Origin of the sequence: Marinobacterium sp. LSUCC0821 (assembly GCF_012848475.1) — a bacterium.
In the GTDB taxonomy this organism is placed as follows: Bacteria; Pseudomonadota; Gammaproteobacteria; order Pseudomonadales; family Balneatricaceae; genus Marinobacterium_E.
Genome location: NZ_CP051666.1, coordinates 641,857 through 668,266, shown reverse-complemented (window position 1 = coordinate 668,266; position 26,410 = coordinate 641,857). Strand labels below are relative to the sequence as shown.

The window sequence follows — 26,410 nt, the reverse complement described above, 5'->3', positions numbered from 1 at the left end:
TGATCAATATCGTTTTTGAATATTTCCCAAACTATTTAGCACTCTATTTAGCACTCTATTTAGCACTCTATTTTAAAAAGCGTGCTTCCAGTTTCTCTAGGGTTGAATAGCCTAAGGCGAGGGGAGTTAGTTGCGTGCCATCATTAAGTAATAGTGCTGGGAAACCACTAACCCCAAGATTACGCGACGCATTAAGGTGCTCAGACAGCTTTACGTCAATCTCATCGCTGGTCATTAAACGTTTAAATGCTTCACCATCCAAATCGATCGAAGTGGCACACTCAACCAGTACATTTATATCTGATGGGTTCTTGGCATTTAGGTAGTATGCGTGCTGAATCGCGGCGATCATCTTAGCGGTGCTATCCGGCTCCAGTTGAGCTGCTGCTATTACTGCGCGGCAGGCGGGGTAGGTAGAGCGCCTTGGACTATTCAGGCTCCAAAACTGATGATTAAACTCAGTACCGGTGCTCTCTTCGATATGATGCCAAATGCTTTGCAATTTGCTTCGCATCGAGAGATCCATAGGCTTGTCGCTATCTGGGGCTAGTCCTCCCATCACATATTGAATGGGTAGTTCAGGATGGCGCTCTAGGAAACTGGCCAGGGGCTTGGCAAATGCCCAACACCAAGAGCACATGGGATCCATTACATAGATGAGGTTTAGCAATTTGAGACCTTTCATTAAATACCGTGTCTGGCCTTCAGCCTGACACGACTTTTTCGGTGGTATTCCAGAGAGCGGAGCGAAATTAGCAAGTGGGGTCAGGCTGAAAGCCAGACCCCGTAATACAAATTATTTAATCTTCACTGCAACACGGCCACGAATCTTGCCTGCAAGCAGGTCGTGTGCGGCTGGAATTGCCTGCTCAAACGGAATGACTTCTGTGATTTGTGCAAGTGACTCTTCATTAAAGATTTCAGCCAGAGCTGCCCACGCCTGTTCACGCATTGCAACAGGCTGCATCACGCTATCAACACCGTAAAGAGTAACGCCACGAAGAATGAATGGAGCCACGGTTGATGGGAAATCCATTCCCTGTGCAAGACCACACGCAGCAACAGCGCCACCCCATTTAATCTGGGCACAGACGTTGGCTAGAGTGTGACTACCTACACTGTCGATTGCAGCAGCCCAACGTTCTGCTTGAAGAGGGCGACCGGGCTCCGATAGCTCTGCACGATCAATTACATCAGTCGCACCTATCGCTTTAAGGTGCTCCGCCTCATCCATGCGCCCAGTTGATGCCCAGGCTTCATAGCCAAGTCTTTGCAAAATGCGAAGCGCAAAGCTTCCCACACCGCCATTAGCTCCAGTTACTAGAACTGGGCCTGACTCTGGAGTAACTCCAGCACGTTGTATAGCTTGAACACAGAGCATGGCTGTATAGCCTGCCGTTCCAATTGCCATCGCATCTTGAGAACTTAGAGAGGCAGGACGTTTTATTAACCAATCACCTTTAACACAAGCACGCTCTGCAAGGCCGCCCCAATGTGTTTCACCAACGCCCCAACCATTGAGAATCACATCATCGCCAGGCGCGAAATTAGGATGTTGGCTCTCAATTACTTTCCCTGAAAAGTCGATACCTGCAACCATCGGGAAACGGCGAACTACAGGTGATTTACCCGTGATAGCTAAGCCATCTTTGTAATTTAGTGTGGAGTATTCCACTTCGACGAGAACATCACCCTCAGGAAGCTGCGCCTCATCAACCTCTGTCAGTTGGCACTGATAACCGGAATCATCTTTATTGATCAAAATTGCCTTAAACATACCTAACCTCCGACTCAATTATGATCGTTAGACTAGGCAGTTTAGGGGTAGGGGTCAATGCAGCAGAGTAAGCAAATTAATATTTAGATTGCACGATGTAGTTTATGTTCTGCCGTAGAAAGCTGCGGCTCTAATTTACGCCCTAGCGCCTCTATAGCAGACATTAACGCCTCCTCAAGCACTGGATGGTATACAGGCATCTTCTGCAGATCGGCTACCGTGCTATTTTGTTCAATAGCCCAAGCTAGCAGATGCGCCATGTGTTCAGCCTCTGTTGAGACCAGTTCAGCCCCACGAAGCTTACCAGTTCGCGCATCAGCATGAAGCACTATTCCTCCAGTACTCTGCTTTTTAACCTTTGCACGGCCGTTAACTATGGGTTGTGATACAGAGACGACCGAGTCATCCATTGTTAAATCACCAACACGAGCGATGTTTGGCTCGGTAAAGACAATACCCAGCGGGGTTTTGCGCTTGAATGCTTTCTGTTCAAGCACATCTACGGAGGCATTATAGCCAGCGATAAGTCCTTCATCTGCAGCCTCATGCATCACAGCGCGATCCCCCGTCACATCGCCAGAGAGATAGATATTGGTATCAGCTATCTGCATAGATTCAGGATCAAAATTGGCATAACCATTGGTCAATTCCACACCTGCATTCTCAATATCCATACTACCGATATTGCTACGGCGACCAAGAGAGAGGAGAACCGCGTCAAAACGCTGCACACCTTGGCTATTTTTAACGCTTACGCTGCCATCTTGCGCCTGTTCAAGCTCGACTGATTCCCCTAGATGAATAGGGAAGAGGTTGTTGAAGTATTCAATAGCGCTCGCTTTAAGGCTCTCATCTTGAAGAGAGGCCAAGGTGTTCGCTTGATCAAAACCTACGACTAGCACGCCAAGCTGGCTCATCGCCTGACCAATTTCAAGCCCGATCGCACCCAAACCTACTACTGCAAGTGATTTAGGTAGGCTATTGATCTCAAATAGGTTGTCAGTTGTGTATATACCTTTAATCTCACTCCAGGAAGCCGGCACAATCGGCGTTGAACCAGTAGCGATAATCGCTTTTTTAAAGCTCACTTCTAGGTCATTCACCTTCAAGCTATTGGTAGATGTGAACTTAGCGAAGCCGCGAACAAAATGATCTTCATCCATTCGGTCTGTGGTTTTACTGGTAACACCAGAAACGAATTGGTCACGCATTGACCTTAAGTGCGTCATCACTTGAACAGGATCTATCGAGAGGCCGTCTGCTCCGTTAATACCCTGCGCTGCAAAATGAGCTCGCTCGGCATATAGATCTGCAGTTTTAAGAAGTAACTTAGAGGGCATACAACCAACACGAGCGCAGGTCGTACCCACAGGCCCGCCTTGAATTAAAACCCATGTTTTACCACTACGCTTAACCTCTGAAAGCGCATACAAGCCGGCAGTACCAGACCCAATAATCGCCACATCAACTTCTAACTTCTGCACGAGCAACCTCTAAGAAATAACAGTAAACATTCAATAAAAGCATTGTAGACAAAGGATTAGGTAAAAGAGATGACGGTAATCAATTTATGTTTTTAAAGCCTACTCGGAAAGTTGGCACGCACCTTGCTTAACGAAGGTATGACCAGTTGAGTTATAACTAATTTGAGCTACGCGCTCAGCGTGAACAAAAGGGTAGAGAAGTATGAATTCACTAAACCAACAATTCGTGAACCAACCGCTAAACGAAGTAATGATCGAGCAGATCAAAGCCAACAAATTTGAGCTCTGTTCGGTTGAACTTAAAGCTTTGTCTATCGAAACTGAGAAACCAACGGCTCTCATCCATTGCGCCTTAGCAACCGAACAAGGGCTGGTTTTTGTGATGGAGATGACCTACCGATTTGATTACGGACAGAAGATGCACGTCTGGATCGATCTTAAAAGCGCTCCTAAGATCGTCAATTCACAGATTATTGATAGCTATGGATTCAAGCTACCAACGCATCAGTTTAAACGTCTGGCTTGGGATGTGATGCTGCACCTTGATATGGAAGAGGTTGAAGCAGAGTTAGCAACTCTACTTCAACGTCGCCACTAATTAAGATTTTGATTTATAGATATCAGTCATCGGTCTAGCGTGCTGATTACTCACATAGATCAGCGCATTTTTCCGTGACAACTGATGTGGGGTTGAGACACCACAACTGTGAGCGATGGTTTCAACCTCTTTACGCATCTCGTTAGCATAAGCAGCCACGCGAACCGCCTTATTATGCGGGTCCAGACCCTCTTGCAGCTTCTTGTTGTGGGTCGTAATACCTGTAGGGCAGGTGTTTTGATGGCACTGAAGCGCCTGAATACAACCCAGCGAAAACATGAAACCACGGGCAGTAGTAACGGCATCGGCACCGGCACAGAGCGCCCAAGCAACATCGACTGGCGTGATCAACTTACCGGAACATACCAATTTTATACGATCACGTAAGTTCAGTTCCGTTAGCAGGTTATCAACAAACGGGAGCGATTCCGGCAGGTTCATACCAGCAGCATCTATCAAAGACATAGGGGCTGCCCCTGTACCACCATTACCACCATCAAGCGTAATAAAATCCGGCGCATAATCTGCCAGTACTTGAAGATAGGCACGCTCTGCAGTTTGGGCATCTTGATGCTGGCTTCTTTCCGCCTCTGCTTTTGAAACAAGGGTTTGGAATAGGGCGCGGAACTCCTCCATGTTACCCACACAAATCTTTATACCTACGGGCTTCTTAACTATTGAGCGGATGTGATGAATAAATTGGAATAGATCTTCAGCATTAAGAACCTCAGCATGTCCTGGAGGAGAGATAGAGGCTTGGCCTACAGGAATGCCACGCTGCTGGGCGATCTCCGTAGTCACTTTATCAGCAGGAAGGATGCCGCCTTTACCAGGCTTGGCCCCTTGCGATAACTTAATCTCAAACATCTTAACGCAGCTATTATCGGCCATGGCGCGAAGCTTCTCTTCGCTAAGCGTGCCATCTTCATTACGCACACCATACTTGGCTGTACCTATCTGGAAGACCACATCTGCACCGCCCTGGAGATGTTCACGTGAAGCACCGCCTTCACCTGTGTTGATCCAAATCCCAGCCTCTTTTGCACCTGCTACCAGTGCGCGTATTGCAGGTTTAGAAATCGCGCCGTAGCTCATACCTGAAATATGGAAGAACTTGTCTGTAATGTAGGGATTCTCAGTATATGGGCCGAACACCAGTGACTCATTAGTATCTTCACCACTGTAAGGGAAAACCGAGTTAGCAAAGAGAACATCACCTTCACGCTGCGCGCGAGTTGAACCGAACGCCTGCATAGTCGACTCTTGTTTGGCAGCGCGGTAGACCCAAGAGCGATCCGCACGGTTAAACGGCATCTCTTCACGATCTTGAGCAAAGAAATACTGCCTAAAGAAAACACCCAGATCTTCAAGAAAATAGCGAAAGCGCCCAATGACAGGGTAGTTACGACGGATAGTATGGTCGACTTGATGGCGATCTATGAGATAGAGAAATACCAACCCTGCAACAACAATTAGCAGAATCAGACTTGGAAGGAAGTTAAACAGAATAGTAAAGAGACCGCTAAAGATATCCATGAGCTAGAACCTACAGTAGTTACTGGAAGGGTTTTAATCTAACATCTGGGTCAATAAGAGCAACCGCTCATTCAATTCTTATTTAGGATTATTTAATGGGACAGAGAACACTCATCAAAGCTTCAACTCTTACAGCACTCAACTCTCTTAAAATCTTTGACTGTCGATTTGACCTGGCTAATCCAGAAGCGGGAGCCCAGCAATATGCAGAAGGGCACATACCTGGTGCGATCTATGTAAATTTAGATGAGGTGATGTCTTCACCTATAACCGCCACAAGCGGACGCCACCCACTACCAACACGCGAGTCATTCAAACAGTTCTTAGCAGATGCTGGTGTTAACGAAGGGGATCAATTAGTTGCGTATGACAGCTCTGCAGGGCTTTTTGCAGCGCGTTTTTGGTGGATGTGTCGCTGGATAGGATTCGACAAGGTTGCAATCATAGATGGCGGATATCCAGAATGGCTAAAACTAGGAGTCACTCCGTCGCTAGAAAAACCAATTACAAACTCGACAGGCAACATTCAACTTAAGGATTCACTTGAGAATGTGCTTAGTGTAAATGAAGTTGAAGCTATAGTAGCGGGCGAAATGCAGGGCACTGTTATAGATGTCCGTGCAGCTGAGCGCTACCGAGGTGAGGTAGAACCTATCGACCCTATTGCTGGGCATGTCCCAGGTGCTCTCAATATTCCTCTTTCTGAAAACTATGCAGCTAACGGTCTATTCAAATCGCCAGCCGAATTGGTAGCAAGCTACAGAAATACACTAGGTGATTACGAACCTAATGAACCTGTATTTATGTGTGGCTCAGGCGTAACTGCATGTCTAGGACGATTTGCTATAGAAGTTGCAGGCCTTGAGGCCGTTTCTGTTTACCCAGGATCTTGGTCTGAGTGGATAAGAGATGCGAATAGAGGTGTAGCGACAGGGGAGTAATTACTCTGAAAGAGAAGGTGTCAGGCTGAAGACCAGACACCTTTGATCTCTTAGGCCTTCTTAACGAATTCCGATTTAAGCATCAATGCGCCACAATCAATATTGTGGTCGCCATCAACAAGACGACGAATCTTAAACTTGGTGCCTACCTTTTCAGTACCGCCACCTTTAACTTTAAGATCTTTAATCAGCGTAACAGAGTCACCTTCAGCAAGCTGATTACCGTTAGCATCTTTTACAATCAACTGATCTTCATCTACTGGAGCAGCATTTGGATCCCACTCATGGCCACACTCTGGGCACATAAGATTGCCTTGGTCTTCGTATACGAATGCTGATTCACATTTAGGGCAAGGAGGGTAGCTGCTCATTTCTCATCTCATCTGTAGGTGTAAAGTGTGCATAATCCTACATCAATAACTCCTATAACGCACCTGCGAAAAAGTTATCCACAGGCAAGAGAGCCCAAAATAATGGTTAATATGTGTAATGAATAGCACTCATATTGATCAAAATAAGGCATAAAACACCAGGAATTAGCCTGATAAATAGCGATAACTTAAGTGATAAATTAATTTATAATACAAATGTAAATTATTGATTAATAACAATTATTATTACGAATAACAGATATAAATTTTGATTGGTGAGTTACATTCACCGAAAACCAGTCAACAGCATAGCTATTGGCGCAATCTCGCTTAAGATCAAAAACAGATCCCAGCAAGCTGGGATATCAGAAAATACTTCCACACAGCTATCAACAGACACTTAAAAGCATTAAATCCATCAATAAAGTATGAAACTCGAGGATAAGCAGCTAGAGAGTCACTCATAAAAAAGATTAAGCATAGATAGAGTATGTAGAGCTTTTAAAGCCAGACGAGGATATCAGTATCTGAAGGCTCAACTTGAATCGCGAGTCGAAGTAGGTAATTCACATAACCTTAAACAATTGATCAGCTTAAACATCAGTGCACGCATGAAGTCGCCAATAATTATGAGCGCGTAGAGCATCTACAGTCAAAACGCAGGGCGTAGATATGCTTATCTAAAAGTCTTGGTTTATATCATATAAGTGAATACTAACAGGTACGTAGAGGCCTTAATATCGATCTATATAGATACGTATAATATATATTATGTTAAATAAATTAATTATTAATGCAGTGCTGTATCTAGAGTTGAGTAAATCCCAGCATGCCCTTCAGCTTAAAAGAAACACGCTGTTAATAGCAGTTTGTAGCCACCTAATGACGGCCAAAATAAAAGGCAGCCTAAGCTACCTTTAATAAGTTAAACGACGATCTAAGTTTCTTAGCGATTGTTGTCAGCGCCTGTGTATACACCCTGCGTATCTAGATCATAGCTATCAACTGTAGATTCAAATTGATCAACACTCTGCGCGGGGGTAGCTACAAGCTCATCACTATAGCCAACGAGCGAGACACCCTCCTTCTTACAATGCGCCAGAACACGCTCCAGGGCACGTATAACGCTCATTTGGCGATCATTAAAGCCAGATTGCTGCTGAGTGTATGTTTCGCCCAGACTTGAAGCGCAGGCCGATTCAGAGCGCTTTTTAGTATGTATCTGACGCGATACGTAACCTTCGTCATCAATCATAACTAAGCGAATATCTATCTTTTTCGCTGCAACAAGAAGCTTTTTGAGATCCTCAAACTGCTCAGCACTTGCTACGTTGATTGTGTCGCCAGCACTGCAGTTAGTAATGATTTTCTGCAGCTTCTCTTGGTCTGCGCCAGGTTTTACATGTATGAGCATTAAAAGCTAGATCTCTTGGAGTCTCTTAACTTGATACTTCAGCTGTGCATTATCTTCAGACAATTGGGCATTTTGGGCCCTGAGCCGAGTTATCTCTTCATCCTGTATTTTTATCCGTACGCGCGCCTCTAGCAAGTCTTTATCGGTCTGTTTTTGCTCTAACGCATTACCAGGAGCGGATTTGCTTAAAAGTGAATCCAGCTCTCGATTGGCTTTAAATAGCGAATCCTGCTCACTCTTTAACTCAGCTCTCAGCTCTTTTATTGCAGCATCTGCGGATGAGATATCGCTCCTTAATTGAATTACAATCTTATTTAAATCAATTATTTGTGAGGTATATTTAGAATCTATCGAATCAAGCTCTGCCTGCGCATCTGCATGCTTCTTTTGCAGGATTTCCACTCGCTGATTTGAGGCTTTGTCGGCGTATGCCAGCGCCTCATTCCATAGGCGATTAACCTGTTTTACCACAGGATCAGGCAGATCAAACCCCTGCGTTTGCGCCTCTAAGCGTGAGCCTAGCTGCCCCCACCACTCATTGAGCGCTCTATTTATAGTCGTTAAAGAACCACTACCAAGGCGTTCGCGAACGTTTTGCTGGGTTGGTTTTACACCCTCACGCAGTAACTGATCGGCAATCTCATATATTTGGCTGCGTTTTTCTGTGCTCATAAAATACATAGTACATATTAAAAATACGTACTATACAGATCATATCTGAAAGACTCTAGTCCGTAATGTTTAGCTGCTCTACTAAATCTATAAAGGCTTTCATTGAGATTGGCTTTGCTATTACGCGGCTTGCACCCGCATCCAGTAGTGCCTCAGCCTCCTGGCCTAACACAGCAGCTGTTACCGATACGATTGGAGTATGAATTCCATCAGCACGTATTTTCTTGATCATCTCAAGACCATCTAAGACGGGCATAAAGTAGTCCGAGAGTATTAGATCGTAGTCACCTGCCCTAACCTTGTTATAACCCACCAAGCCATCTTCAGCGACGTCGACATGTTCGACACACTTACTTAGCAGGCTTTTTGAGACCATCCGTATGACAGGATCATCCTCTACAACCAATATACGCATTTTCTCAAGCAATCTTCGGGTATCTGGCGACTCCTGACGAAACACAGGGGTAACTGGTGCTTCCGATATGTTCTTAACGGGAACGCTCACCTCAAACGACGCTCCGCCCTTGGCGTTGCGTGTAATCGCTACACTACCATTAAGCTCATTTATTGACTGCCTCACGATAAATAGACCCAATCCAGACCCATCTGCTTCCGTATCTAGTCGCTCAAACGGCTCAAATACCTTCTCCCGCTCAGCTTCGGGTATGCCTCGGCCGTCATCATCCACACGGATCTTTAAATAGCCACATCCAGCTCTTGGTTGCCATTCAGCAGTAAGCCATATCTGAGTTCCTCGAGAGTGAAGTATTGCATTCTTAATCAGATTTAAAGCTATGATTTTTAAGCGTTGTAAGTCACTTTCAAGCAGTAGTTTTTCATTTTTAATCAGCGTGATGTGTAGTTGGATATCGGCAAGTTCTGCCATTCTACGCATCTGTGCATGAACATTTTCCAGGAGTCGGTTGGGATGGAAACGTGTTTTTGTTGCAGGTAATGCACGCGATGGATTCACCGCTTGGTTCATATCCTGCAAAACAGCGAGAAGATGATCCACGGTCTCTCTGAGTTGAGGCAGGTGTCCTGGCAGTGAGGCCCCATCCTCTAAATCATCGATCAACATCTTTAAGGTTGCTGCCGGTGTCCTCAACTCATGAGAAATGATCCCAAACAAATGCCTTTGATTAAAAAGCTGCTCATCAATCGCGGATAACTTATTTGGATCAAATAGATCGACCTTTCTAAAGTTAAGAAGGCGAAGTGACTGGTGTGGCTCATACTGAAAGCCCCAAGCGGAGAAGTGGGTTGCATCCCCCTGCTCTTCACTATCGATGGATTGAAACCTTAGTTCAGCACCATCTCGGAGCTGAAGGTTATTAAAGATCTTTTCACTTGGAGTGAAGTGCTTTGCGAATACAGCAAGATCGACACAGGCTGGCTGGTTAAATGCCAGCTGAGCATCAGGATTTAGGCGAACTTGGTTTAATTCGTGATCAAGTAGCACCCAGAGCTCGCCCGGCGTTCCTGCTCGATGCTCACGATGACAAGCAAACATAGCGTCGTAGGAGTTTTTGAGCTCTTCAGAGAGGCCTGTGTAATCGACTTTTGATTCCATCTATCTTCAATTCAAACGTTTCTGTTGAATTAAACATAGCAGGAATTGTGCCAATCGCTATTCGAGCTCGAATTTTTTTCCGTCAAGCGAGACTTTTGCTGCTTCTCTAATATCAGCTTCGGTTGTTACCTGCTCAGCAGAACTACTGAGAACCTGCGATGAGAGACGATTGCCTCTAATCTCTTCAACCTGTTGTATGTAGCGTTTTGAAACCATCACCACAGGGTGGTGCTCTTTATTATCATCGAGGTAGATAGGGATAAATGAACGCAAATCGTTCATAACATCTTGGAGACGCTCTTCAGCCCCCATGTACATTGCTCCAACTAAACGACTACCGTCGTGCATGCGGACATAGACTTTGCGGGCGTGTTTTTGGATTTGCAGATTATTAGTGCTCATCTAGACCCCTTATGATCTCACTACCCTTAGTCTAGCCCGTTTTGAGCTAATAACTCTAGAAATAATGCTGAGTGATCTAGCGCCCCTTTATCGAGATCATTAGCGAGCAGCTCATAACGATTGTAAATTGATTGCGTTATTGGAAGCGTTATCCCAAATGATTTGGCAGCATCGAGGATGTTGCGTTCATCTTTCAGCTGTGTTGTCACTTTGCCGCCCGGCACGAAGCTACGTTCACTCATTCGCTTACTGTGCAGCTGAAGGATTGAACTATCCGCAAACCCGCCGCGAAGTGCGTCGCGAAATGCATCTGAATTTACACCGGCGCGCTCTAAAAGAAGAATAGCTTCAGAAACAATTCCGATGGTGCCACCCACAATAGCCTGATTAGCGAGCTTTGATACTTGACCAGCACCAACATCACCCACTCTTACGGGACGCCCCATGGCTCTTAAAACATCCTCGACAGCGTTAAAATGGTTAGCAGTATGGCTACCAGCCATTATTGCTAAAGTGCCCTCTTCAGCCCCCTTTACGCCGCCTGAAACGGGTGCGTCGATAAAGCTCGCTCCAGCTGATAATACAAGCTCACTTATCTCTTTCACCTCATCCAAGGAGGTAGAGCTCATATCAATTACAATTTTCCCTTCAGTAAGTTGGTTCTCGGCAACCAGTCTTTCAACCACCTCTTTCACCACCTGCCCATTAGCAAGCATAGTAATCAAAATATCTGATCGAGCAGCCTCATTTAAATCACTGCATGCATAAGCCCCCTTATCAACCAAGGGAACGCATTTCTCAGCTGTGCGATTCCATACACGCACTGTAAACCCAGCATCCAAAAGCCGTGCAGCCATTGGTAGGCCCATCAAGCCTATGCCCAACATCGATACCGTTTTCATGAGAAGTCCTAATAGATTTTTCATAGATATTAACTGAGTTATCCAAAACAGCGAATAGCGATGCCACCTTGTGAAACTTCCTAACAAAAAATCTACCCATTACAGATGCTATTTATCTAGAAAATTTTTACAAAATAAATTGGATTTAATTAAGCATTCTCAAAAATAGCGTCTACGCTGAAATTTAGAATCAATATGTTTTAGGAGTCAGCAATGGCAGCAGCCATAGATTCTAAGTCGTTAATAGAGACCAGCACCAACGCCATCCTAATTACAGACTTTAAGGATAACCCCCTCCTGTGGAATGCACTTTTTTTGGAATACTGGGATTTAAGTGACCTTGAGTTGACTGCTGCTACCCCTCATTCGGCAAGAGAACTTGTTGAGCCCTGCTGTAACCTATACAGGTCGGCGGCTGAGAGTGACGCAATATTTGGCGGGGAGATTAGTTTTGAATACATCGAAAGTCCTAATGGCAAAAAACTGCAACGGTATACGCAAGAGATCGAAACAAATAATTCAGCTTATCGAATCATTCGCTGGACTGACGTGACAAGGCCCTTAGCGCTTAGTGATAAATTATTAGAGGAGCACAATCTTCTACAAACACTGGTCAACAACGTTCCGGACCAAATCTATTTTAAAGACTTAAACTCCCGTTTTATTAGGATAAATCCTGCACTTGCTGAACGGTACGGGCTAGAGAAACCAAGCGATGCTATAGGAAAGAGTGATGCTGATTTTTATTCAAAAGATCATGCCGAAAAAACTAGGAGTGAAGAAGTACATATCATGGCTTCAGGAGAACCTAGTTACGACAAGTTACATCATGAAATATGGAGTGACGGCAATGATAGTTGGAATTTGTCCACTAAGGTTCCGCTCTACAGCTCTGCCGGGGATGTAATTGGCTTAGTCGGAATATCACACGACATCACTAGGCTAAAGGAACGAGAAAATCTTATTTGGAAACAAGCGAATTATGACAATCTAACTAACCTAGCGAATCGACATAATTTCATAACTAAACTTCGTCTTCAGGTTGATCAGGGGAATCCGAGAAAAGATAGAATTTCACTTTTAGCTTTAGACATTGACCATTTTAAAGAGATTAACGACAACCTCGGTCACCATACAGGCGACCAAGTTTTGGTTGAAGTTGCCAATCGATTAAAGAGTGCCCTAAGAAGCAGTGATCAAATTGCACGCCTTGGAAGCGATGAGTTCGTTGTTCTGATCAACGATAGTACTTCAATTGAAGACAATGCAGTTCTAGCTTCAAAGATACTTGAAAGCCTCTTAAAGCCAATTTTAATTGGAGATAAAGCTCTTACTATTTCAGGAAGTATAGGTATTGCGTGTTATCCAGATGATAGTGACAACGCTGATGATCTGCTTCGCTATGTAGAGCACGCACTCTATCAAGCTAAACACCTAGGACGGAATAATTACGTATTCTACACGCCAGATTTGGCGGAAGATGCTCAGCGTAGGTTGATACTTGTTACTAGCCTTCGTAAGGCAATACAAGAGAATCAATTGTCGCTTGTTTATCAACCAATAGTTGCTAGCCATACTTCTGAGCTTCAAGGTGTTGAAGTTTTAACGCGGTGGCATCACCCGAGCCTTGGCGTCATTTCTCCAGATGAGTTTATCAGTGTTGCGGAGACTTCTGGATTGATATCTCAACTAGATCACTGGGTTCTTAACAATGCGTTTAATGAGTGTTCTGAGCTGATTGAGCTAGCTCCGGACTGCTCTATTTCTATCAATCTTTCACCCGCAACTTTGCGGGCAGATAGCCAAGGGACTATCGATATACCATCCCTGATAGAGAAGCTAAAACCCCACAAAATGAAGCTTAGAATCGAGTTAACAGAAAGTTCACTTCTAATCTCAAGCGATACGCTCAACAAGCTCCTTAATTTTGCGAAAAGGAATCAAATAAAGCTATCGATTGATGATTTTGGCACAGGCTACTCAGCCCTATCCTATCTTCTTAAATATCAAATTAACTCCCTTAAGATCGATAAGGTATTTGTTGATGGACTTCCTAATGACAATAGAAATTTATCGATTTGTAAGGCCATTATTCAAATGGCCCACAGTCTCAATATTGATGTGGTCGCCGAGGGTGTTGAATCAGAGGCTCAATCTAGGACACTGAATGAGCTTGGATGTAATTACCAACAGGGTTATCTACACCACAAACCAATGCCTATTAAAGAACTAATTAAAACCTATAGCGCTCAAATTGAAATGGTCTGAATAAAGCTGGCATAAAAAATGCAGAGAGATTCTAAGATTCAAGAACAAGGAAAGATCATGAACAAGCCAGTACATCAAGAAAAAGACCTACATAGATCCTTAGCACGCCACCAAGCCATTTTTACAAATGCCGCAGCTGGAATTGTACATATCAATGCTCGAGGCATTATTGAATCTGCAAACCCTATGGTCACAAAGATTCTGGGATATCAAGTTGATGATCTAATTGGGCAAAACGTCTCTATCCTAATGCCTGCCTCAATTGCACGAAATCACGACCACTACCTCAGTAACTACGATCGTGATAAGAGACAGAACGCAAGCCATGAAAGCTCAGTTATCGGTGTAGGGCGAGAACTAGAGGCAAAACATATGAGTGGCCGCAAAGTACCTATACATTTAGCCGTAAGTGAAGTCGTGGTAGATGGCGAAGGAATAAATGAATTCATAGGCATCATCACAGACCTTACGGTAATCAAAGAGTTCGAAAACAAACTCCAAAAGCAAAAACGTTTAATGGATACCTTGCACACAGGTATTACAGACTATGAACAGCTAATTGCGGGTGACACGATTTGGCAGTTCCTTCAGCAATCACTGCGTGAAATTACCGAAAGTGAGTATGCGCTTATCGGTGAAGTAGTTCCTGGTGATGCAGGCGTTGAATTAAAAGTGCATGCTTTGACAGATCTCTCCTGGGACGAAGATTCGCGTAAACTGATGAATGACCTAGTTCTAGGTGATGGTAAAGTCTCTAACCAAAAATCTCTCCTAGGCAGAGTATTTGCCAAAGGTGAAATTGTAAAAACCCAATCACCAAGTACGGAACCAGGCGCACGCGGTCTTCCACCAGGGCACCCCCCCCTTCACAACCTACTTGCCTTGCCGATTAAGAAGCAAGGAGAAGTCCTTGGCATGATCGCCATATCAAACACTTCACTAAAAATTGATGATGAACTGGTAGAGCTGCTAGAGCCCTTTGTTGGAACCTGCTCCCTACTTATCCAGCTTTACCGTCAAATGAACGAACGTGAAGCATTCATGGTTCAAATAGCGAAGGCCCGTGATGAAATGGAGTCAGCTAACAAGGCCAAAAGCGAATTCTTGAGTTCCATGAGTCACGAACTTAGAACACCCCTAAATTCTATAATTGGATTTTCACAACTCCTCACATCGAGTCCAAAAAATCCTCTGAACGACAAGCAAGCTAAGCAGGTACATCAGATCCACTCTAGTGGTAAGCATCTTCTTACCCTGATTAACGACATATTGGATCTATCTAAGATTGAAGCTGGCAAGCTCACAATTTCACTTGAACCCACAAACCTGGGGAATGTTATTGACGAGTCCTATGAGACCCTGAAGCCATTAGCTGATAGATCTGGCATTGAATTGCGAGTGGTAGATTCGGACTTAGATATCTATGCGATTGCAGATTACACCCGATTAAAGCAAGTTATGATTAATCTCCTTTCCAATGCTGTTAAATACAACCGCCCGAATGGTTGGGTAAGTGTAAGTTCTCGCGTAGAAAACGAACTCGTCCATCTTGAAATTCGCGATTCAGGCATTGGCATTGATGAGGCTCATATGGAGACCATATTTGAACCCTTTAACCGTGGTAAAGCCGAAGGGTCTGCAGTCGAAGGTACAGGGGTTGGACTCGCCTTGACGCTTAAAATTGTTGAGTACATGAACGGAAAGTTGAGTGTTAATAGCGATAAATCTGGAAGTTGCTTTACCGTATCTCTACCACTCTCTAAAGCCGTAACTGCAACAAATAATCTCAAATCGGAAGATACTATTAACGAGCCTGACTCTGGGTCGAATATTTCACTCAACAAGCGTGTTCTCTATGTCGAAGACAACCCTGCAAATCAACGACTCATGGAGGACATTTTTGAAGACATCGATCATCTCGATCTAACCGTCGCTCACGAACCCCATTTAGGCCTAGATCTTGCTCGTGAGCATATACCGGATTTAATTATCTTAGATATCCATATGCCAGGCATGGACGGATTCGAATTACTCAGACTACTCAAGAGCGATCAGCGAACAGCGAACATTCCATGTATTGCACTATCTGCTAACGCAATGCCGAGCGATGTAACGCGTGGATTAAGAGAGGGTTTTGATCATTACCTGACTAAACCTATAGACATCCCGATTTTTTTTGAGATTTTAGATACATACTTCGACGAGGATTAAGTGATGCAAGCTAAAGATATATCAGCAGCTAACATACTTATTGTTGATGATAATCAGGCTAACGTTATGCTTCTGGAAGACCTTCTGGAAGCTGCACAGTTCACGAATATAGCCTCATTGACTGATCCAAGAGAAGTTCTACCCTTATGTCAGGAGAAACGACCAGACATTATTCTCTTAGATATCAGAATGCCTTATCTAAGTGGCTTTGAAGTAATGGAACAGCTTAAAGAAACATTTAAGGAAAGCTGCCCACCCATTATGGTTCTTACAGCACAGACAGATCTCGCTACTAAAACACAAGCTCTTGCTTTAGGGGCTATCGACTTTCTGAATAAGCCCTTTGATCACTTCGAAGTGACACAAAGGATTAGAAATATTCTTAGCCAATATCAGGGTAAACATTCATTCGAGAGTGGCAATCCAGATATTGCCGAGTTTTTTGACACAAGCAACCCTGAATCTTTAAAAAAACTCAGTCTTACCGATTCAGTAACGGGGCTACCTAACCGTCGCTCACTCATAAAAACAGTCTTTGAAAGACTGGCCGAACGACGCAAATTAACAAGCTATTTCATAGAGTTAGATGGCATTACAGAGTTATCAAAAAGCTACGGACATGAGCTTGCAGATAAAGCTATGGCGGCAATAGCTAAGGTCATTAAACAATCCCCTATCAACAAGCAATTAATGATTGGTATTTGGAATGGCAACCAATTAGTTGGTATTGCAGAGGATTTGACCGAAGAGGAATCAAGCCGTTTAGCAGAACGAATTGAGCGTCTATTAAAAGGTGATCATGACCTTGGAATGTTCTATTTTTACGTAAGTGTCCGAATCGGAATATGCCGATGTGATGACGTGATGAACCAGGGTAATGAACTGATTCGTCGCGCATCACTAGCAATTCCAGATCATCATTCAAGTTGTACCATCAATGAGTACACTGTTGAGATGGATGTAGCTAATAATCGTTCAATACAGATCGAGAATGAACTTCGAAGGGCTCTATCAGAGGATGAGCTCTTTGTAGTTTACCAACCCAAAATAAGTCTGCTCAATCGATTGATAGTCGGTGCAGAGGCACTGGTTAGATGGAACAGTAGATCCTTAGGTTTTGTAGGTCCTGATGAATTTATTCCAATTGCAGAACGCACAGGTCTTATTGTGGATATTGGATCTTGGGTGTTTGCAGAGTCGTTAAAACAACTTAACCAATGGGTAGTGAGCGGAAAAGTGGGTGCTGATTTTAAGTTAGCTATTAATGTATCTAGCTTACAAATCAAAAAACCCAATTTCATTGATTTCGTTAAACAATCATTAGCGAAGTACCAAGTTTCACCATATCAAGTGCAAATTGAATTGACCGAGACAGTGATGGTGACCTCAATGGAACAGACTATAAATGTAATGCATGAGTTACGGTCTTTGGGTTTAAGCATTGCAATGGATGACTTTGGAACAGGCTACTCGTCACTCTCATATCTACAAGATCTTCCTCTTGATGTCTTAAAGATTGACCGTTCATTCGTAAATCATATGCTTGAAGATCAAAAACCTAAACGATTGATACAAGGGATGATTGCCCTGGCACACACGTTTTCACTAGAGGTTGTTGTAGAAGGGATAGAAACAGAACCGCAAGCTAGAATGCTTACAAATATGGGGTGTGAGATAGCTCAAGGATACCTCTTCTACAAACCACTAAAGGCGTGTGATTTCCCAGTTCAACCGATGATTACAAAAAACAATGAAACGATATTTTCTACTAAAGAGAACCCGTTGATAAACGAAAGTAGAACGGCTAGATAGAATATATGAATCCCGAATCTTTTAAGAGTTAGAAGTCGGGAGATGGTGCGCGAGACGGGACTTGAACCCGTATAGCCGAAGCCGAGGGATTTTAAATCCCTTGTGTATACCAATTCCACCACTCGCGCGGTGAGGAGCTTGTCCAAATGGAGGCGAGCACCGGAGTCGAACCGGCCTGGTAATGATTTGCAATCATTTGCATCACCGCTCTGCCAACTCGCCAATTTGGAGCGGGAAACGAGGCTCGAACTCGCGACCTCAACCTTGGCAAGGTTGCGCTCTACCAACTGAGCTATTCCCGCACTTGCTGAACAAGTGGCGCGTATTATAGAGCTTCAGCAGACTCTGTCAATCGAAACACACCACTAATTGCACTTCCAATCACAATTACTTCTGCTTAAAAAATAACCACTTAGACAATAAAAAAGGGACTCAAAGTCCCTCTTTCAAATAGGGCCAAGCGGCTCGCAGATAGACAATCATAGACCAGAGCGTAAGAAGTGCAGCAATGTAGAGCGCCCCTACCCCAATCCAGACTAGGCTATCACTCGGATCGGTGCCAATTAGAAGGAATATAGCGAGCATCTGAAGTGCGGTTTTAACCTTACCAATCATGGAAACAGCTACTTGCGTGCGTTTACCAATCTCCGCCATCCATTCGCGAAGTGCTGAGATTACGATCTCACGCCCCACAATCACAATTGCCGGGGTAGCAAGCAGTGCAGGCCAATCGACCAAGGCACGACTGTAGGTATCAACAATAATGACAAGAGCCGCAGCTACCATCAGTTTATCTGCGACCGGATCTAAGAAGGCACCAAAGCCGCTTACAAGATTCATTTTTCTGGCTAGATAGCCATCCAGCCAATCAGTGAAAGCAGCAATGGCGAAGATGGCTGCTGCAATCCAGCGTGAATGTTCACTAGGCCAGTAGTAGACAACAACAAATACCGGAATCAGAAGAATTCGCAGCAGCGTTAGAATATTTGGAAGATTCATTAAGCCTTGTACATCCTTGGGCTATTCGGGGTGAAGCGCACGGTAGATCTCTTGCGCTAGATTATGGCTAATAGTAGAGACTTTTGCGATTTCTTCAATACTCGCAGACTCAACAGCACGCGCACTGCCGAAATGTTTCAACAGTTCGCGACGGCGTTTAGGGCCAACGCCATCTATGCCTTCTAGGATAGACTGTTTTCTCGCTTTGTCACGCCGAGCGCGATGCCCCGTGATAGCAAAGCGGTGCGACTCATCACGAATATGCTGCAAGAGATGAAGAGCTAAAGAGTCTGATTGAAGTATCTTCTCTTCACCAGTCTCAGCATCAATTAGAATCTCGAAGCCAGCTTTACGGGTGGGTCCTTTTGCAATCCCGATTACACGTACCTCATGAATACCGAGTTCTTCTAGCACATCAACCGCTTGCGTGACCTGCCCCTTACCACCATCTATGATTAATAGATCTGGTAAAATAGCATCGCTAGACTTCGCTTTACCAAAACGTCGCTCCAGCGCTTGATGCATGGCGGCGTAGTCATCCCCGCCCGTGATTCCATCAATATTAAATTTACGATAATCACGCTTCAGAGGGCCATTACGATCAAACACCACACAGGAGGCGACCGTTGCTTCACCGCTTGAGTGACTGATATCAAAGCACTCCATGCGCTGTGGTATATCATCTAAAGATAACGCCTCTTGCAACGCTAGGAAGCGATTGTAGATATTCTGCTTGTTCGCCAACTGCGCTTGGAGGTTCTGCTCTGCATTCATCTGAGCAAGACGCTGCCACCCTGCCCGATCGCCTCGTACCGAGTGTGAGATGCTAACTTTAGCGCCACGCACTTCAGAGAGCGCATCTTGAATCACATCAGCATCATCAAGCGCCTCTGAAGTAATAATGCTCGACGGAATCTCACGACCACCGCCTAAGTAGAACTGTGCGATAAAGGCCGTGAGAACCTCTGCTGGCGACTCTTCAATCGAAATTCTAGGATGAAACACTTTTGAACCAATCACACGTCCCTGACGAACAAATAGGGCATGTACACAGACCCCGCCGGGTTGTTGTGCACATCCGAAAACATCTGCATCACCCTGCTGGCCAGTAACAAACTGCTGCTCTTGAACATGCTGAAGACGAGCCAATTGATCACGAAGCTCTGCAGCCTTCTCAAACTCCAATTTACTTGCTGCATCTTCCATAGCATCAGCAAGCTCTTTCATCACCGATGGGTTGCGTCCTTGTAGGAACATCATGGTATGGCGTACATCACGGGAGTAGTCGTCAGGCTTAACGAGGCCTACACAGGGGGCGCTGCAGCGTTTTATTTGATGTTGAAGACAGGGACGAGAGCGATTCCTAAAAAAACTATCGTCACACTGGCGAACCATAAAAAGTTTCTGGAGTAGATTCAGTGACTCACGCACAGCACCGCCACTAGGGAAAGGCCCAAACAGCTCACCCTTACCGGTTCTTTTACCACGCTGATATCGAACAGCAGGAAATTCATCACCTGTTGTAATCAAGATATAGGGGTACGACTTATCGTCACGCAACAATATATTGTAGGGAGGACGATTGCTCTTAATAAGGTTCTGTTCTAGCAGAAGCGCTTCGGTTTCGGACCCTGTGGTGGTTATCTCAACAGATGCAATTTTTGCAACCAGCGCCTGGGTTTTGATACTCAGACCGTTAGATCGAAAATAACTACTGACTCGATTTTTGAGGTTTCTAGCCTTGCCAACATATAGAAGCTCCCCTTTGCTGTCATACATCTGATAACAGCCGGGTGATTGTGGCAGGGTTTTAATCAGTGCTGAGGAGTCGAATTGAGACAAGGATTACGCCTCTACCTTCGAGTGTTGACGACGCGCCTCCATATATAGATGTGTCGCCTCTTCATAGAGTCGGTTTAGATCATCACGAGTATCATCAGTAATTGCAGCACCGCGAGAGAGCGACACCTCAAGATAGGCGCTAATCTGAGCGTGATAGTAGAGGCGATCATCATAAGCTTCAGCACGCTTCATCTTGCTTAACGCTATCTGCGCGCCGTTCATAAGAATGTAGTTGATATCAGTATCAGACATCATCGGATGGCGAGTTGTCCTTGCGGCACGCTGTTCCGCTTCAGCCTCTAACATTTGACGTTTAGTCATCAAAGCCATCTATTCACTCCCTGATTAACACTACAGATACTGGATTAAGTGTTAGAGTAACCCATCAATTCGCTGGATGTTAGCTTTAGCCAATGAAATTAGACAAAAGCGCGAGACCGCCATTCGATTCGCACTACACACAAGCACAAACGACTGCTGAGCTGAGCTGGCTTGCCAGCGCACCTCTAATCTATAGCTCGAATCCAAGCGCTAGTCTTGTGTCAGTTAATCGTCCTAAAACCTCATACTTTGGCACCCCATTAAAGCAGTTGCACCGCCTAGGGATTCATTTCGAAGAGCTGTATAGAATTTACTTAGAAAACACACCTGAAGTGACTGATATATATGATCATATACAGATAAATGAGACCGGAAAAACCCTCGGTGAAGCGGACTTTTTACTGAGTCAAAATGGCGAATTAACCCACTTAGAGATCGCCATAAAGTTCTATTTAAAGACAACTGATACTGGGAGCCTGTTTGATTATCATGGCCCTTCGCTAAGCGATACCTTAGGTCGTAAGGTATCCCATCTAGTCGACCACCAACTCGAATTGTTCAACCAACCAGCAGCCATCGTCAAGCTCCAGAGCTTAGGGATAGCTTTAAGTCCCGACACACCAATAAACAAACTAGGGTTAATCTATGGCTGGCTCTTCTACCATATCAGTGAGTTGAACAGCCCGCATCACCAGGCGTTAAGCCCTAACGCCCAACGAGGAGCCTGGTGTGAAACTTCAGAATTTGAGTCTTTTATCAGCACCCTACCCCAAAGTTGTCGATTTTTAGTACCGCACCGTTCAGAGTGGTTGATACCGGCAAGCAGGCAACGAGCCATCAGTTACAGCACTTCTGAGATCCTTGCGATGCTGGATGATAGGATGAAGCCAACGCAAATATGGGCAGTAATGGGTGAAGGTGTTTCAAGACAAATGCTACAGCGGATCTTTGTGGTATCGGCTGATTGGCGCACAAAAGCTATGTGTTAGAGACAAAAAAAGCCGCATTTGCGGCTTTTTTCATCGGAAAACGAACTAATTACTTAGAAGCTTTCTCTGCATCGCGAACGATCGCTTTTTTGAGTAGACGGCCACCCACGATACCCATAACAATCATCGCAGCAATAATCAGAAGGCTTGGAGCCAAAGAGATCATGTTGTATTTATCGATAGCAGACATAGTTGCTCTCCGAGTTAGTTAACTTGATCCAGACATTTTATTGATCTAGATCAATTCCTGCAAGCTATAAGCTAGGGTGCCTTCGAAAACACGCTTTGATGCTGATTTTGACTGTATACCTGAGTTGTCATGGACTTATTCGTAGAGTCCCTAAAGATTAACTACTCGCCTTCTGAAGCACCTTAAGCAAGCTACTGGTATCCCAACGGTTACCACCCATTGCCTGAACTTCTGCGTAGAACTGATCAACGATTGCTGTAACCGGAAGACGTGCTCCATTACGACGAGCTTCACTTAGGACAATATCCAGGTCTTTACGCATCCAATCGACTGCAAAGCCGTAGTCGTAATGATCTTCAATCATTGTCTTGTGGCGATTAACCATCTGCCACGAGCCTGCTGCACCGTGCTGAATCACGTCAATCACTTCGGCAACATCCATACCTGCCTGCTGACCAAAGTGAATCGCCTCAGCAAGACCCTGCACCAACCCTGCAATACAGATCTGATTCATCATCTTCGCCAGCTGGCCTGCGCCTGCTGCACCCAATAGTCGCTGTGACTTTGCATAGGCATCAATTACTGGGGCAACTTTTTCGTAAGTAGCAGCTTCACCACCACACATTACACTTAGAACACCATTCTCAGCACCAGCCTGACCACCCGACACTGGGGCATCGATGAAACCATAGCCCTGTGAATTACATACCTCAGCCAACTTACGAGCAGCCTCTGCAGATGCAGTTGTGTGATCCACAAGAACAGCACCGCTCTTCATACCGGCAAGTGCACCTTCTGCTTCTATGGTAACTTGATAAAGGTCTTGGTCATTTCCTACACAGACAAACACGATCTCAGCATCAATTGCAGCTTCAGCAGGTGTTTTACCGAATGAACCGCCATGTTGAGCAACCCAGGCTTCCGCTTTAGCTTGAGTTCGGTTATAAACTTTAACCTCGTGACCCGCTTTTACTAAGTGACCAGCCATGGGATAACCCATGACGCCCAAACCGATGAAAGCAACCTTTGCCATTACATAATCCTACTGTTTAAGGTGAGTTAATATGGGTACCAGAGTACACACTCTTCTATCTCTTACGCTACTACTAATCACTGCGATCATTTCACCATTCGGATATGCGCAATCCCTTCCAGTGATCGCCTACAAGACGCTTGAGGGTGAACCAGTCACGATTAGCCAGTCCAGCGGCGAAGTACGTGTTATAAACTTTTGGGCGACCTGGTGCCCTCCCTGTATTCGTGAGATGCCAGCACTTGGCCGCTTAAACAACGAACTCAAACCCAATCATGGACGGGTCATTGCCATCAATGTTGGCGATGAAGCCGAGGCTGTTGAAGCTTTTGTATTGGAAAACTTTGAGGGCAAAGAGCCAGAGATTTGGTTAGATGAGCCAGGCGAAAGCTTCAGTAAGCTTCGAATCGAGGGCCTTCCAATGACGCTGCTACTCGATAGAGATGGGAATATCTTGGACAAAGTGATCGGAGAGCGCCATTGGGACTCTCCGAAGATGGTTAGGGCGATAAAAGCGCTTAGCGACCCAGAGCAATAAGCTGACGAACAATCGCTAGAACCATCTGAGCAGAGTTCTCAGACGCCGTCTCAATAAACTGATCGAAGCTAACGTTAGACTCCTGCCCTGCAATATCCGATAGAGAACGGATAACAATGAATGGTACTTCAAAGCGGTAACATGTCTGCGCTATCGCAGCAGCTTCCATCTCTGCAGCCTTCATTGTTGGGAAAAGCGAGCGAACCCGTGCTACATGCTGCGGATTACTCATAAAGCTATCGCCAGTACCTATCAAACCACGCTGGCAACCAATACCTGCAAAGTTAGCAATAGACTGCTCAGCGATATCCAGCAGCAGATTATCCGCTTGGTAAGCCGCTGGCATACGGGCCATCTGACCTATTTCGTAACCAAAAACAGTTAGGTCTACGTCGTGGTGGCGGACCTCTTCAGAGATAACCACATCACCAACATTAAGCGATGGATCAAAACCACCAGCAGAACCTGTGTTAATTACACAGGTCGGTTTAAAGTGATCCAGCAACAGTGTTGTACCTACTGCAGCATTCACCTTGCCAATACCCGATTTAAGAAGCACAACTTCAACACCATCGATGGTACCGAAAAACAGAGTGAAGCCCGCAATCGTGCGCTCTTCCACATCAGACATTGAGCTTTTGAGGCGCTCAATCTCCTGATCCATAGCGCCGATAAGTCCGATACGAAGATCAGCTTTGATGCGGTTGATTAAGCTATTAGGGTCAGTATCTTCTGCTTTAATTGCAGCGTTAAGATCATCTGGGCGGCTCATAAAAACTCTTCTAAAATCGGTTTTGTGTAGGGTTCAAATAGATTGCGAGTATGGTATCACTAACTGTACTTATATTGCTGTTTTCTCGAGAAAAATTCCTAAGCCAACCAATTAAATTTTTGGTAAAGGGCAACCACCTCTTGGGATAGCGGTGACTCGATAGTTAGTCGTTGATTTGAAATCGGATGGTTAAACTCAATAGAGCGCGCCATCAGCAACATGCGGTGACAATCTAGAGATTCACGAAACATCCTATTGTGACGCCCCTCCCCGTATTTTGTATCCCCAATAATTGGATGGAGAATATGCTTCATATGACGACGAATTTGATGCTTGCGGCCTGTTTTAGGCTTGCATCTAACTCTTGAGTAACGCGATTGTGGATAGCGACCCACTGGTATGTCTAGCTCAATACGATCAAGCGGCTCATAGATGGTGACAGCCTCTTTTGCCTCTTTATCTTCTGATGCGAAGGGGTCGGCAAACTTGTCCTTTTTAGGAACCAACGGATAATCGAGCTCCGCTCCCTCTAATACCCAACCACGCACCACACACTCGTATACCTTCTGAACATCTCTCTCTTGAAATTGAGCCTGCAGTAACTTTGAACTTTCAACCTCCTTGCCTACGAGAATAACCCCCGAGGTCCCTCGATCTAATCGATGGATGGTATGTAACTTCTCAGCATTAAGCTGGCTTTTAAGGAGCCCCATCATATTGGGTTCATCTGCAGGTGATATCCAACTTGGATGCATTAGCAGACCTGAAGGCTTATCTACCGCAACGAGGTAGTCATCTTCATAGAGTATGGTGAGTTCCATTGCCTTTATCTTCTATAGAAATTAACCAGCACATCTTATCACTTTTAATGGCATAAAATTATTTTTGTGCAGTGCACAAAAATAATTGACAATACCATTGTTATGCCTATAATTGGCCTTATGTTGCACTGCACAATTAATTAAATCAGGAGATAATCCCATGATGAACGAAATCAAAGACAGCATGAAACCAGTTATGGCTATGGCTGAGATCAACAAGAAAACTGCTGAAGCTCTTATCAGCCTACAGTCTTCTTACGTAACTGAAGTTGTTAACGCTTCTCTAGCTCAGATGAAAACTCTATCTGAAACTAAAGATGCTAAAGCAGCTCTAGAACTTCAGGTTGCTTTCCTGAAAGATGCTGAAGCTAAAATGACTGAAGTTGCTGAAAAAGAGATCGCTGCTCTTGCAGCTGCTAAAGCTGAACTAACTGCAGTTGTTGAGTCTAGCCTAGAAGATCTTTCTTCTGCGCCATACTTCGCTGAACTTCAGAAGTTCATGGCTGCTAAAGCTTAATCGCTAAAGCATTCAAAAAAGTCCCCGCCTTATGCGGGGATTTTTTTGCCTGAAAAAACACACAACTCAGATCAGATAAAAAACCCCGTGAACCTACTATCTGCGCTCTGTCCCCACTCTTTAAACAGTTTGCCAGAGTCTCTAGCGTAATTAGAAATACGATTCGCGATACGAATCGATCACGGTTTCAGCTACGCTGAATTCGCTCCTACAGCCGGAGCTTGTAGCTGACTTTGTGCGTAGCTCGAATGTAGGAGCGCATTGGCGCGTAGCGACAAGCCGCGATCAAACTGCCAAAACAGTTTTGTATGTATTGCAACGGTCTTCCAGGGGGTATAGCTCAATTGAAACGAGAAGCCTGACCTTATAGCGTCACTTCCCCAAGCTCCCTTACCCTTAAAACGCACAAAAAAACCCAGCAAGTGCC

Annotated in this window: 25 protein-coding genes and 3 tRNA genes; 8 read left to right on the top strand and 20 right to left on the bottom strand. The window is 44.7% G+C overall.

Going from position 1 to position 26,410, the window contains the following annotated elements:
* Positions 1–67: 67 nt before the first annotated feature.
* The 3 genes from HH196_RS03335 to HH196_RS03325 form a co-directional block, all read right to left on the bottom strand.
* Positions 68–685, bottom strand: a complete 618-nt coding sequence (locus HH196_RS03335) for a DsbA family protein (protein WP_169450663.1) — start codon at positions 683–685, stop codon at positions 68–70.
* Positions 686–796: 111 nt separating this feature from the next.
* Entirely contained in the window at positions 797–1,777 is a 981-nt protein-coding gene (locus HH196_RS03330) for an MDR family oxidoreductase (protein WP_169450662.1), read from the bottom strand.
* 83 nt (positions 1,778–1,860) lie between these two features.
* Positions 1,861–3,261 (bottom strand): dihydrolipoyl dehydrogenase, encoded by a 1,401-nt coding sequence (locus tag HH196_RS03325; RefSeq protein WP_169450661.1) that lies wholly within the window; start codon positions 3,259–3,261, stop codon positions 1,861–1,863.
* 202 nt (positions 3,262–3,463) lie between these two features.
* Between HH196_RS03325 and HH196_RS03320 the strand changes: the two genes are divergently transcribed.
* On the top strand, positions 3,464–3,859 hold the full coding sequence (locus HH196_RS03320; protein WP_169450660.1) for a hypothetical protein: 396 nt from the start codon (positions 3,464–3,466) through the stop codon (positions 3,857–3,859).
* Here HH196_RS03320 and HH196_RS03315 read toward each other — a convergent pair whose 3' ends face one another.
* Complete coding sequence (locus HH196_RS03315; protein ID WP_169450659.1) at positions 3,860–5,395, bottom strand: FMN-binding glutamate synthase family protein; 1,536 nt, start codon at positions 5,393–5,395, stop codon at positions 3,860–3,862. It abuts the gene before it with no gap.
* A 95-nt stretch (positions 5,396–5,490) separates the two neighbouring features.
* Between HH196_RS03315 and HH196_RS03310 the strand changes: the two genes are divergently transcribed.
* Positions 5,491–6,336, top strand: a complete 846-nt coding sequence (locus HH196_RS03310) for a sulfurtransferase (RefSeq protein ID WP_169450658.1) — start codon at positions 5,491–5,493, stop codon at positions 6,334–6,336.
* Positions 6,337–6,386: 50 nt separating this feature from the next.
* Here the strand turns inward: HH196_RS03310 and HH196_RS03305 are convergent, their stop codons facing one another.
* The 6 genes from HH196_RS03305 to HH196_RS03280 all read right to left on the bottom strand — a co-directional run bounded on the left by HH196_RS03305 (position 6,387) and on the right by HH196_RS03280 (position 11,670).
* On the bottom strand, positions 6,387–6,707 hold the full coding sequence (locus HH196_RS03305) for a zinc ribbon domain-containing protein YjdM (RefSeq protein ID WP_169450657.1): 321 nt from the start codon (positions 6,705–6,707) through the stop codon (positions 6,387–6,389).
* Between the two features lie 946 nt (positions 6,708–7,653).
* Positions 7,654–8,121, bottom strand: coding sequence for a response regulator (locus HH196_RS03300; protein WP_169450656.1), 468 nt, complete (start codon positions 8,119–8,121; stop codon positions 7,654–7,656).
* 6 nt (positions 8,122–8,127) lie between these two features.
* Entirely contained in the window at positions 8,128–8,793 is a 666-nt protein-coding gene (locus HH196_RS03295) for a DNA-binding protein (protein ID WP_169450655.1), read from the bottom strand.
* 55 nt (positions 8,794–8,848) lie between these two features.
* Complete coding sequence (locus HH196_RS03290) at positions 8,849–10,366, bottom strand: hybrid sensor histidine kinase/response regulator (protein ID WP_169450654.1); 1,518 nt, start codon at positions 10,364–10,366, stop codon at positions 8,849–8,851.
* Positions 10,367–10,423: 57 nt separating this feature from the next.
* Positions 10,424–10,768: a hypothetical protein gene (locus tag HH196_RS03285; protein WP_169450653.1), complete on the bottom strand. Its 345-nt coding sequence runs from the start codon at positions 10,766–10,768 to the stop codon at positions 10,424–10,426.
* Between the two features lie 26 nt (positions 10,769–10,794).
* Entirely contained in the window at positions 10,795–11,670 is an 876-nt protein-coding gene (locus HH196_RS03280; protein ID WP_169450652.1) for an NAD(P)-dependent oxidoreductase, read from the bottom strand.
* Between the two features lie 213 nt (positions 11,671–11,883).
* Here HH196_RS03280 and HH196_RS03275 point away from each other — a divergent pair, with 213 nt between their 5' ends.
* From HH196_RS03275 to HH196_RS03265, 3 genes are read left to right on the top strand one after another with little or no spacing between them, the layout of a single operon-like run.
* The gene (locus HH196_RS03275) at positions 11,884–13,938 is read left to right on the top strand and encodes an EAL domain-containing protein (RefSeq protein WP_169450651.1); all 2,055 of its coding nucleotides are present in this window, start codon (positions 11,884–11,886) and stop codon (positions 13,936–13,938) included.
* Between the two features lie 57 nt (positions 13,939–13,995).
* On the top strand, positions 13,996–16,149 hold the full coding sequence (locus tag HH196_RS03270; protein ID WP_169450650.1) for an ATP-binding protein: 2,154 nt from the start codon (positions 13,996–13,998) through the stop codon (positions 16,147–16,149).
* A gap of 3 nt (positions 16,150–16,152) precedes the next feature.
* On the top strand, positions 16,153–17,961 hold the full coding sequence (locus tag HH196_RS03265; protein WP_169450649.1) for an EAL domain-containing protein: 1,809 nt from the start codon (positions 16,153–16,155) through the stop codon (positions 17,959–17,961).
* 43 nt (positions 17,962–18,004) lie between these two features.
* On the opposite strand, the gene HH196_RS03260 is transcribed toward HH196_RS03265, so the two are convergent.
* The 6 genes from HH196_RS03260 to HH196_RS03235 form a co-directional block, all read right to left on the bottom strand.
* Positions 18,005–18,089 (bottom strand) — tRNA-Leu (locus HH196_RS03260).
* A 19-nt stretch (positions 18,090–18,108) separates the two neighbouring features.
* Positions 18,109–18,183: transfer RNA gene (locus HH196_RS03255), tRNA-Cys, on the bottom strand.
* Between the two features lie 4 nt (positions 18,184–18,187).
* Positions 18,188–18,263: transfer RNA gene (locus HH196_RS03250), tRNA-Gly, on the bottom strand.
* 130 nt (positions 18,264–18,393) lie between these two features.
* The gene (gene pgsA, locus HH196_RS03245; protein ID WP_169450648.1) at positions 18,394–18,960 is read right to left on the bottom strand and encodes a CDP-diacylglycerol--glycerol-3-phosphate 3-phosphatidyltransferase; all 567 of its coding nucleotides are present in this window, start codon (positions 18,958–18,960) and stop codon (positions 18,394–18,396) included.
* Positions 18,961–18,981: 21 nt separating this feature from the next.
* Complete coding sequence (gene uvrC / locus HH196_RS03240) at positions 18,982–20,739, bottom strand: excinuclease ABC subunit UvrC (protein WP_248276912.1); 1,758 nt, start codon at positions 20,737–20,739, stop codon at positions 18,982–18,984.
* A 66-nt stretch (positions 20,740–20,805) separates the two neighbouring features.
* Positions 20,806–21,132: an excinuclease ABC subunit C gene (locus HH196_RS03235; RefSeq protein WP_248276884.1), complete on the bottom strand. Its 327-nt coding sequence runs from the start codon at positions 21,130–21,132 to the stop codon at positions 20,806–20,808.
* A gap of 83 nt (positions 21,133–21,215) precedes the next feature.
* Here HH196_RS03235 and HH196_RS03230 point away from each other — a divergent pair, with 83 nt between their 5' ends.
* Positions 21,216–22,112: a DUF1853 family protein gene (locus HH196_RS03230; protein WP_169450646.1), complete on the top strand. Its 897-nt coding sequence runs from the start codon at positions 21,216–21,218 to the stop codon at positions 22,110–22,112.
* Positions 22,113–22,161: 49 nt separating this feature from the next.
* On the opposite strand, the gene HH196_RS03225 is transcribed toward HH196_RS03230, so the two are convergent.
* Positions 22,162–22,302 (bottom strand): hypothetical protein, encoded by a 141-nt coding sequence (locus HH196_RS03225; RefSeq protein ID WP_169450076.1) that lies wholly within the window; start codon positions 22,300–22,302, stop codon positions 22,162–22,164.
* 157 nt (positions 22,303–22,459) lie between these two features.
* Positions 22,460–23,335, bottom strand: coding sequence for an NAD(P)-dependent oxidoreductase (locus tag HH196_RS03220; RefSeq protein ID WP_169450645.1), 876 nt, complete (start codon positions 23,333–23,335; stop codon positions 22,460–22,462).
* Between the two features lie 31 nt (positions 23,336–23,366).
* Here HH196_RS03220 and HH196_RS03215 point away from each other — a divergent pair, with 31 nt between their 5' ends.
* Positions 23,367–23,873 (top strand): TlpA disulfide reductase family protein, encoded by a 507-nt coding sequence (locus tag HH196_RS03215; protein WP_169450644.1) that lies wholly within the window; start codon positions 23,367–23,369, stop codon positions 23,871–23,873.
* Here HH196_RS03215 and mtnN read toward each other — a convergent pair.
* Together mtnN and HH196_RS03205 are read right to left on the bottom strand one after the other, a co-directional pair.
* Positions 23,854–24,537 carry a 5'-methylthioadenosine/S-adenosylhomocysteine nucleosidase gene (mtnN, locus tag HH196_RS03210; protein ID WP_371807850.1) on the bottom strand — a complete coding sequence of 228 codons (684 nt, stop codon included), beginning with the start codon at positions 24,535–24,537 and terminating at the stop codon, positions 23,854–23,856. The two genes, HH196_RS03215 and mtnN, sit on opposite strands and share 20 nt — an antisense overlap.
* Positions 24,538–24,743: 206 nt before the next feature.
* The gene (locus HH196_RS03205) at positions 24,744–25,466 is read right to left on the bottom strand and encodes a pseudouridine synthase (protein WP_169450642.1); all 723 of its coding nucleotides are present in this window, start codon (positions 25,464–25,466) and stop codon (positions 24,744–24,746) included.
* Positions 25,467–25,626: 160 nt separating this feature from the next.
* Here HH196_RS03205 and HH196_RS03200 point away from each other — a divergent pair, with 160 nt between their 5' ends.
* Positions 25,627–25,983: a phasin family protein gene (locus HH196_RS03200; protein ID WP_169450641.1), complete on the top strand. Its 357-nt coding sequence runs from the start codon at positions 25,627–25,629 to the stop codon at positions 25,981–25,983.
* Positions 25,984–26,410 lie beyond the last annotated feature (427 nt).

Excerpts from the sequence above, each read along its gene's own strand:
- HH196_RS03335 (WP_169450663.1), bottom strand. The coding sequence starts at position 685 with ATGAAAGGTCTCAAATTGCTAAACCTCATCTATGTAATGGATCCCATG.
- HH196_RS03330 (WP_169450662.1), bottom strand. The coding sequence starts at position 1,777 with ATGTTTAAGGCAATTTTGATCAATAAAGATGATTCCGGTTATCAGTGC.
- HH196_RS03320 (WP_169450660.1), top strand. The coding sequence starts at position 3,464 with ATGAATTCACTAAACCAACAATTCGTGAACCAACCGCTAAACGAAGTA.
- HH196_RS03315 (WP_169450659.1), bottom strand. The coding sequence starts at position 5,395 with ATGGATATCTTTAGCGGTCTCTTTACTATTCTGTTTAACTTCCTTCCA.
- HH196_RS03310 (WP_169450658.1), top strand. The coding sequence starts at position 5,491 with ATGGGACAGAGAACACTCATCAAAGCTTCAACTCTTACAGCACTCAAC.
- HH196_RS03305 (WP_169450657.1), bottom strand. The coding sequence starts at position 6,707 with ATGAGCAGCTACCCTCCTTGCCCTAAATGTGAATCAGCATTCGTATAC.
- HH196_RS03300 (WP_169450656.1), bottom strand. The coding sequence starts at position 8,121 with ATGCTCATACATGTAAAACCTGGCGCAGACCAAGAGAAGCTGCAGAAA.
- HH196_RS03295 (WP_169450655.1), bottom strand. The coding sequence starts at position 8,793 with ATGAGCACAGAAAAACGCAGCCAAATATATGAGATTGCCGATCAGTTA.
- HH196_RS03290 (WP_169450654.1), bottom strand. The coding sequence starts at position 10,366 with ATGGAATCAAAAGTCGATTACACAGGCCTCTCTGAAGAGCTCAAAAAC.
- HH196_RS03285 (WP_169450653.1), bottom strand. The coding sequence starts at position 10,768 with ATGAGCACTAATAATCTGCAAATCCAAAAACACGCCCGCAAAGTCTAT.
- HH196_RS03280 (WP_169450652.1), bottom strand. The coding sequence starts at position 11,670 with ATGAAAACGGTATCGATGTTGGGCATAGGCTTGATGGGCCTACCAATG.
- HH196_RS03275 (WP_169450651.1), top strand. The coding sequence starts at position 11,884 with ATGGCAGCAGCCATAGATTCTAAGTCGTTAATAGAGACCAGCACCAAC.
- HH196_RS03270 (WP_169450650.1), top strand. The coding sequence starts at position 13,996 with ATGAACAAGCCAGTACATCAAGAAAAAGACCTACATAGATCCTTAGCA.
- HH196_RS03265 (WP_169450649.1), top strand. The coding sequence starts at position 16,153 with ATGCAAGCTAAAGATATATCAGCAGCTAACATACTTATTGTTGATGAT.
- pgsA (WP_169450648.1), bottom strand. The coding sequence starts at position 18,960 with ATGAATCTTCCAAATATTCTAACGCTGCTGCGAATTCTTCTGATTCCG.
- uvrC (WP_248276912.1), bottom strand. The coding sequence starts at position 20,739 with ATGTATGACAGCAAAGGGGAGCTTCTATATGTTGGCAAGGCTAGAAAC.
- HH196_RS03235 (WP_248276884.1), bottom strand. The coding sequence starts at position 21,132 with ATGGCTTTGATGACTAAACGTCAAATGTTAGAGGCTGAAGCGGAACAG.
- HH196_RS03230 (WP_169450646.1), top strand. The coding sequence starts at position 21,216 with ATGAAATTAGACAAAAGCGCGAGACCGCCATTCGATTCGCACTACACA.
- HH196_RS03225 (WP_169450076.1), bottom strand. The coding sequence starts at position 22,302 with ATGTCTGCTATCGATAAATACAACATGATCTCTTTGGCTCCAAGCCTT.
- HH196_RS03220 (WP_169450645.1), bottom strand. The coding sequence starts at position 23,335 with ATGGCAAAGGTTGCTTTCATCGGTTTGGGCGTCATGGGTTATCCCATG.
- HH196_RS03215 (WP_169450644.1), top strand. The coding sequence starts at position 23,367 with ATGGGTACCAGAGTACACACTCTTCTATCTCTTACGCTACTACTAATC.
- mtnN (WP_371807850.1), bottom strand. The coding sequence starts at position 24,537 with ATGGATCAGGAGATTGAGCGCCTCAAAAGCTCAATGTCTGATGTGGAA.
- HH196_RS03205 (WP_169450642.1), bottom strand. The coding sequence starts at position 25,466 with ATGGAACTCACCATACTCTATGAAGATGACTACCTCGTTGCGGTAGAT.
- HH196_RS03200 (WP_169450641.1), top strand. The coding sequence starts at position 25,627 with ATGATGAACGAAATCAAAGACAGCATGAAACCAGTTATGGCTATGGCT.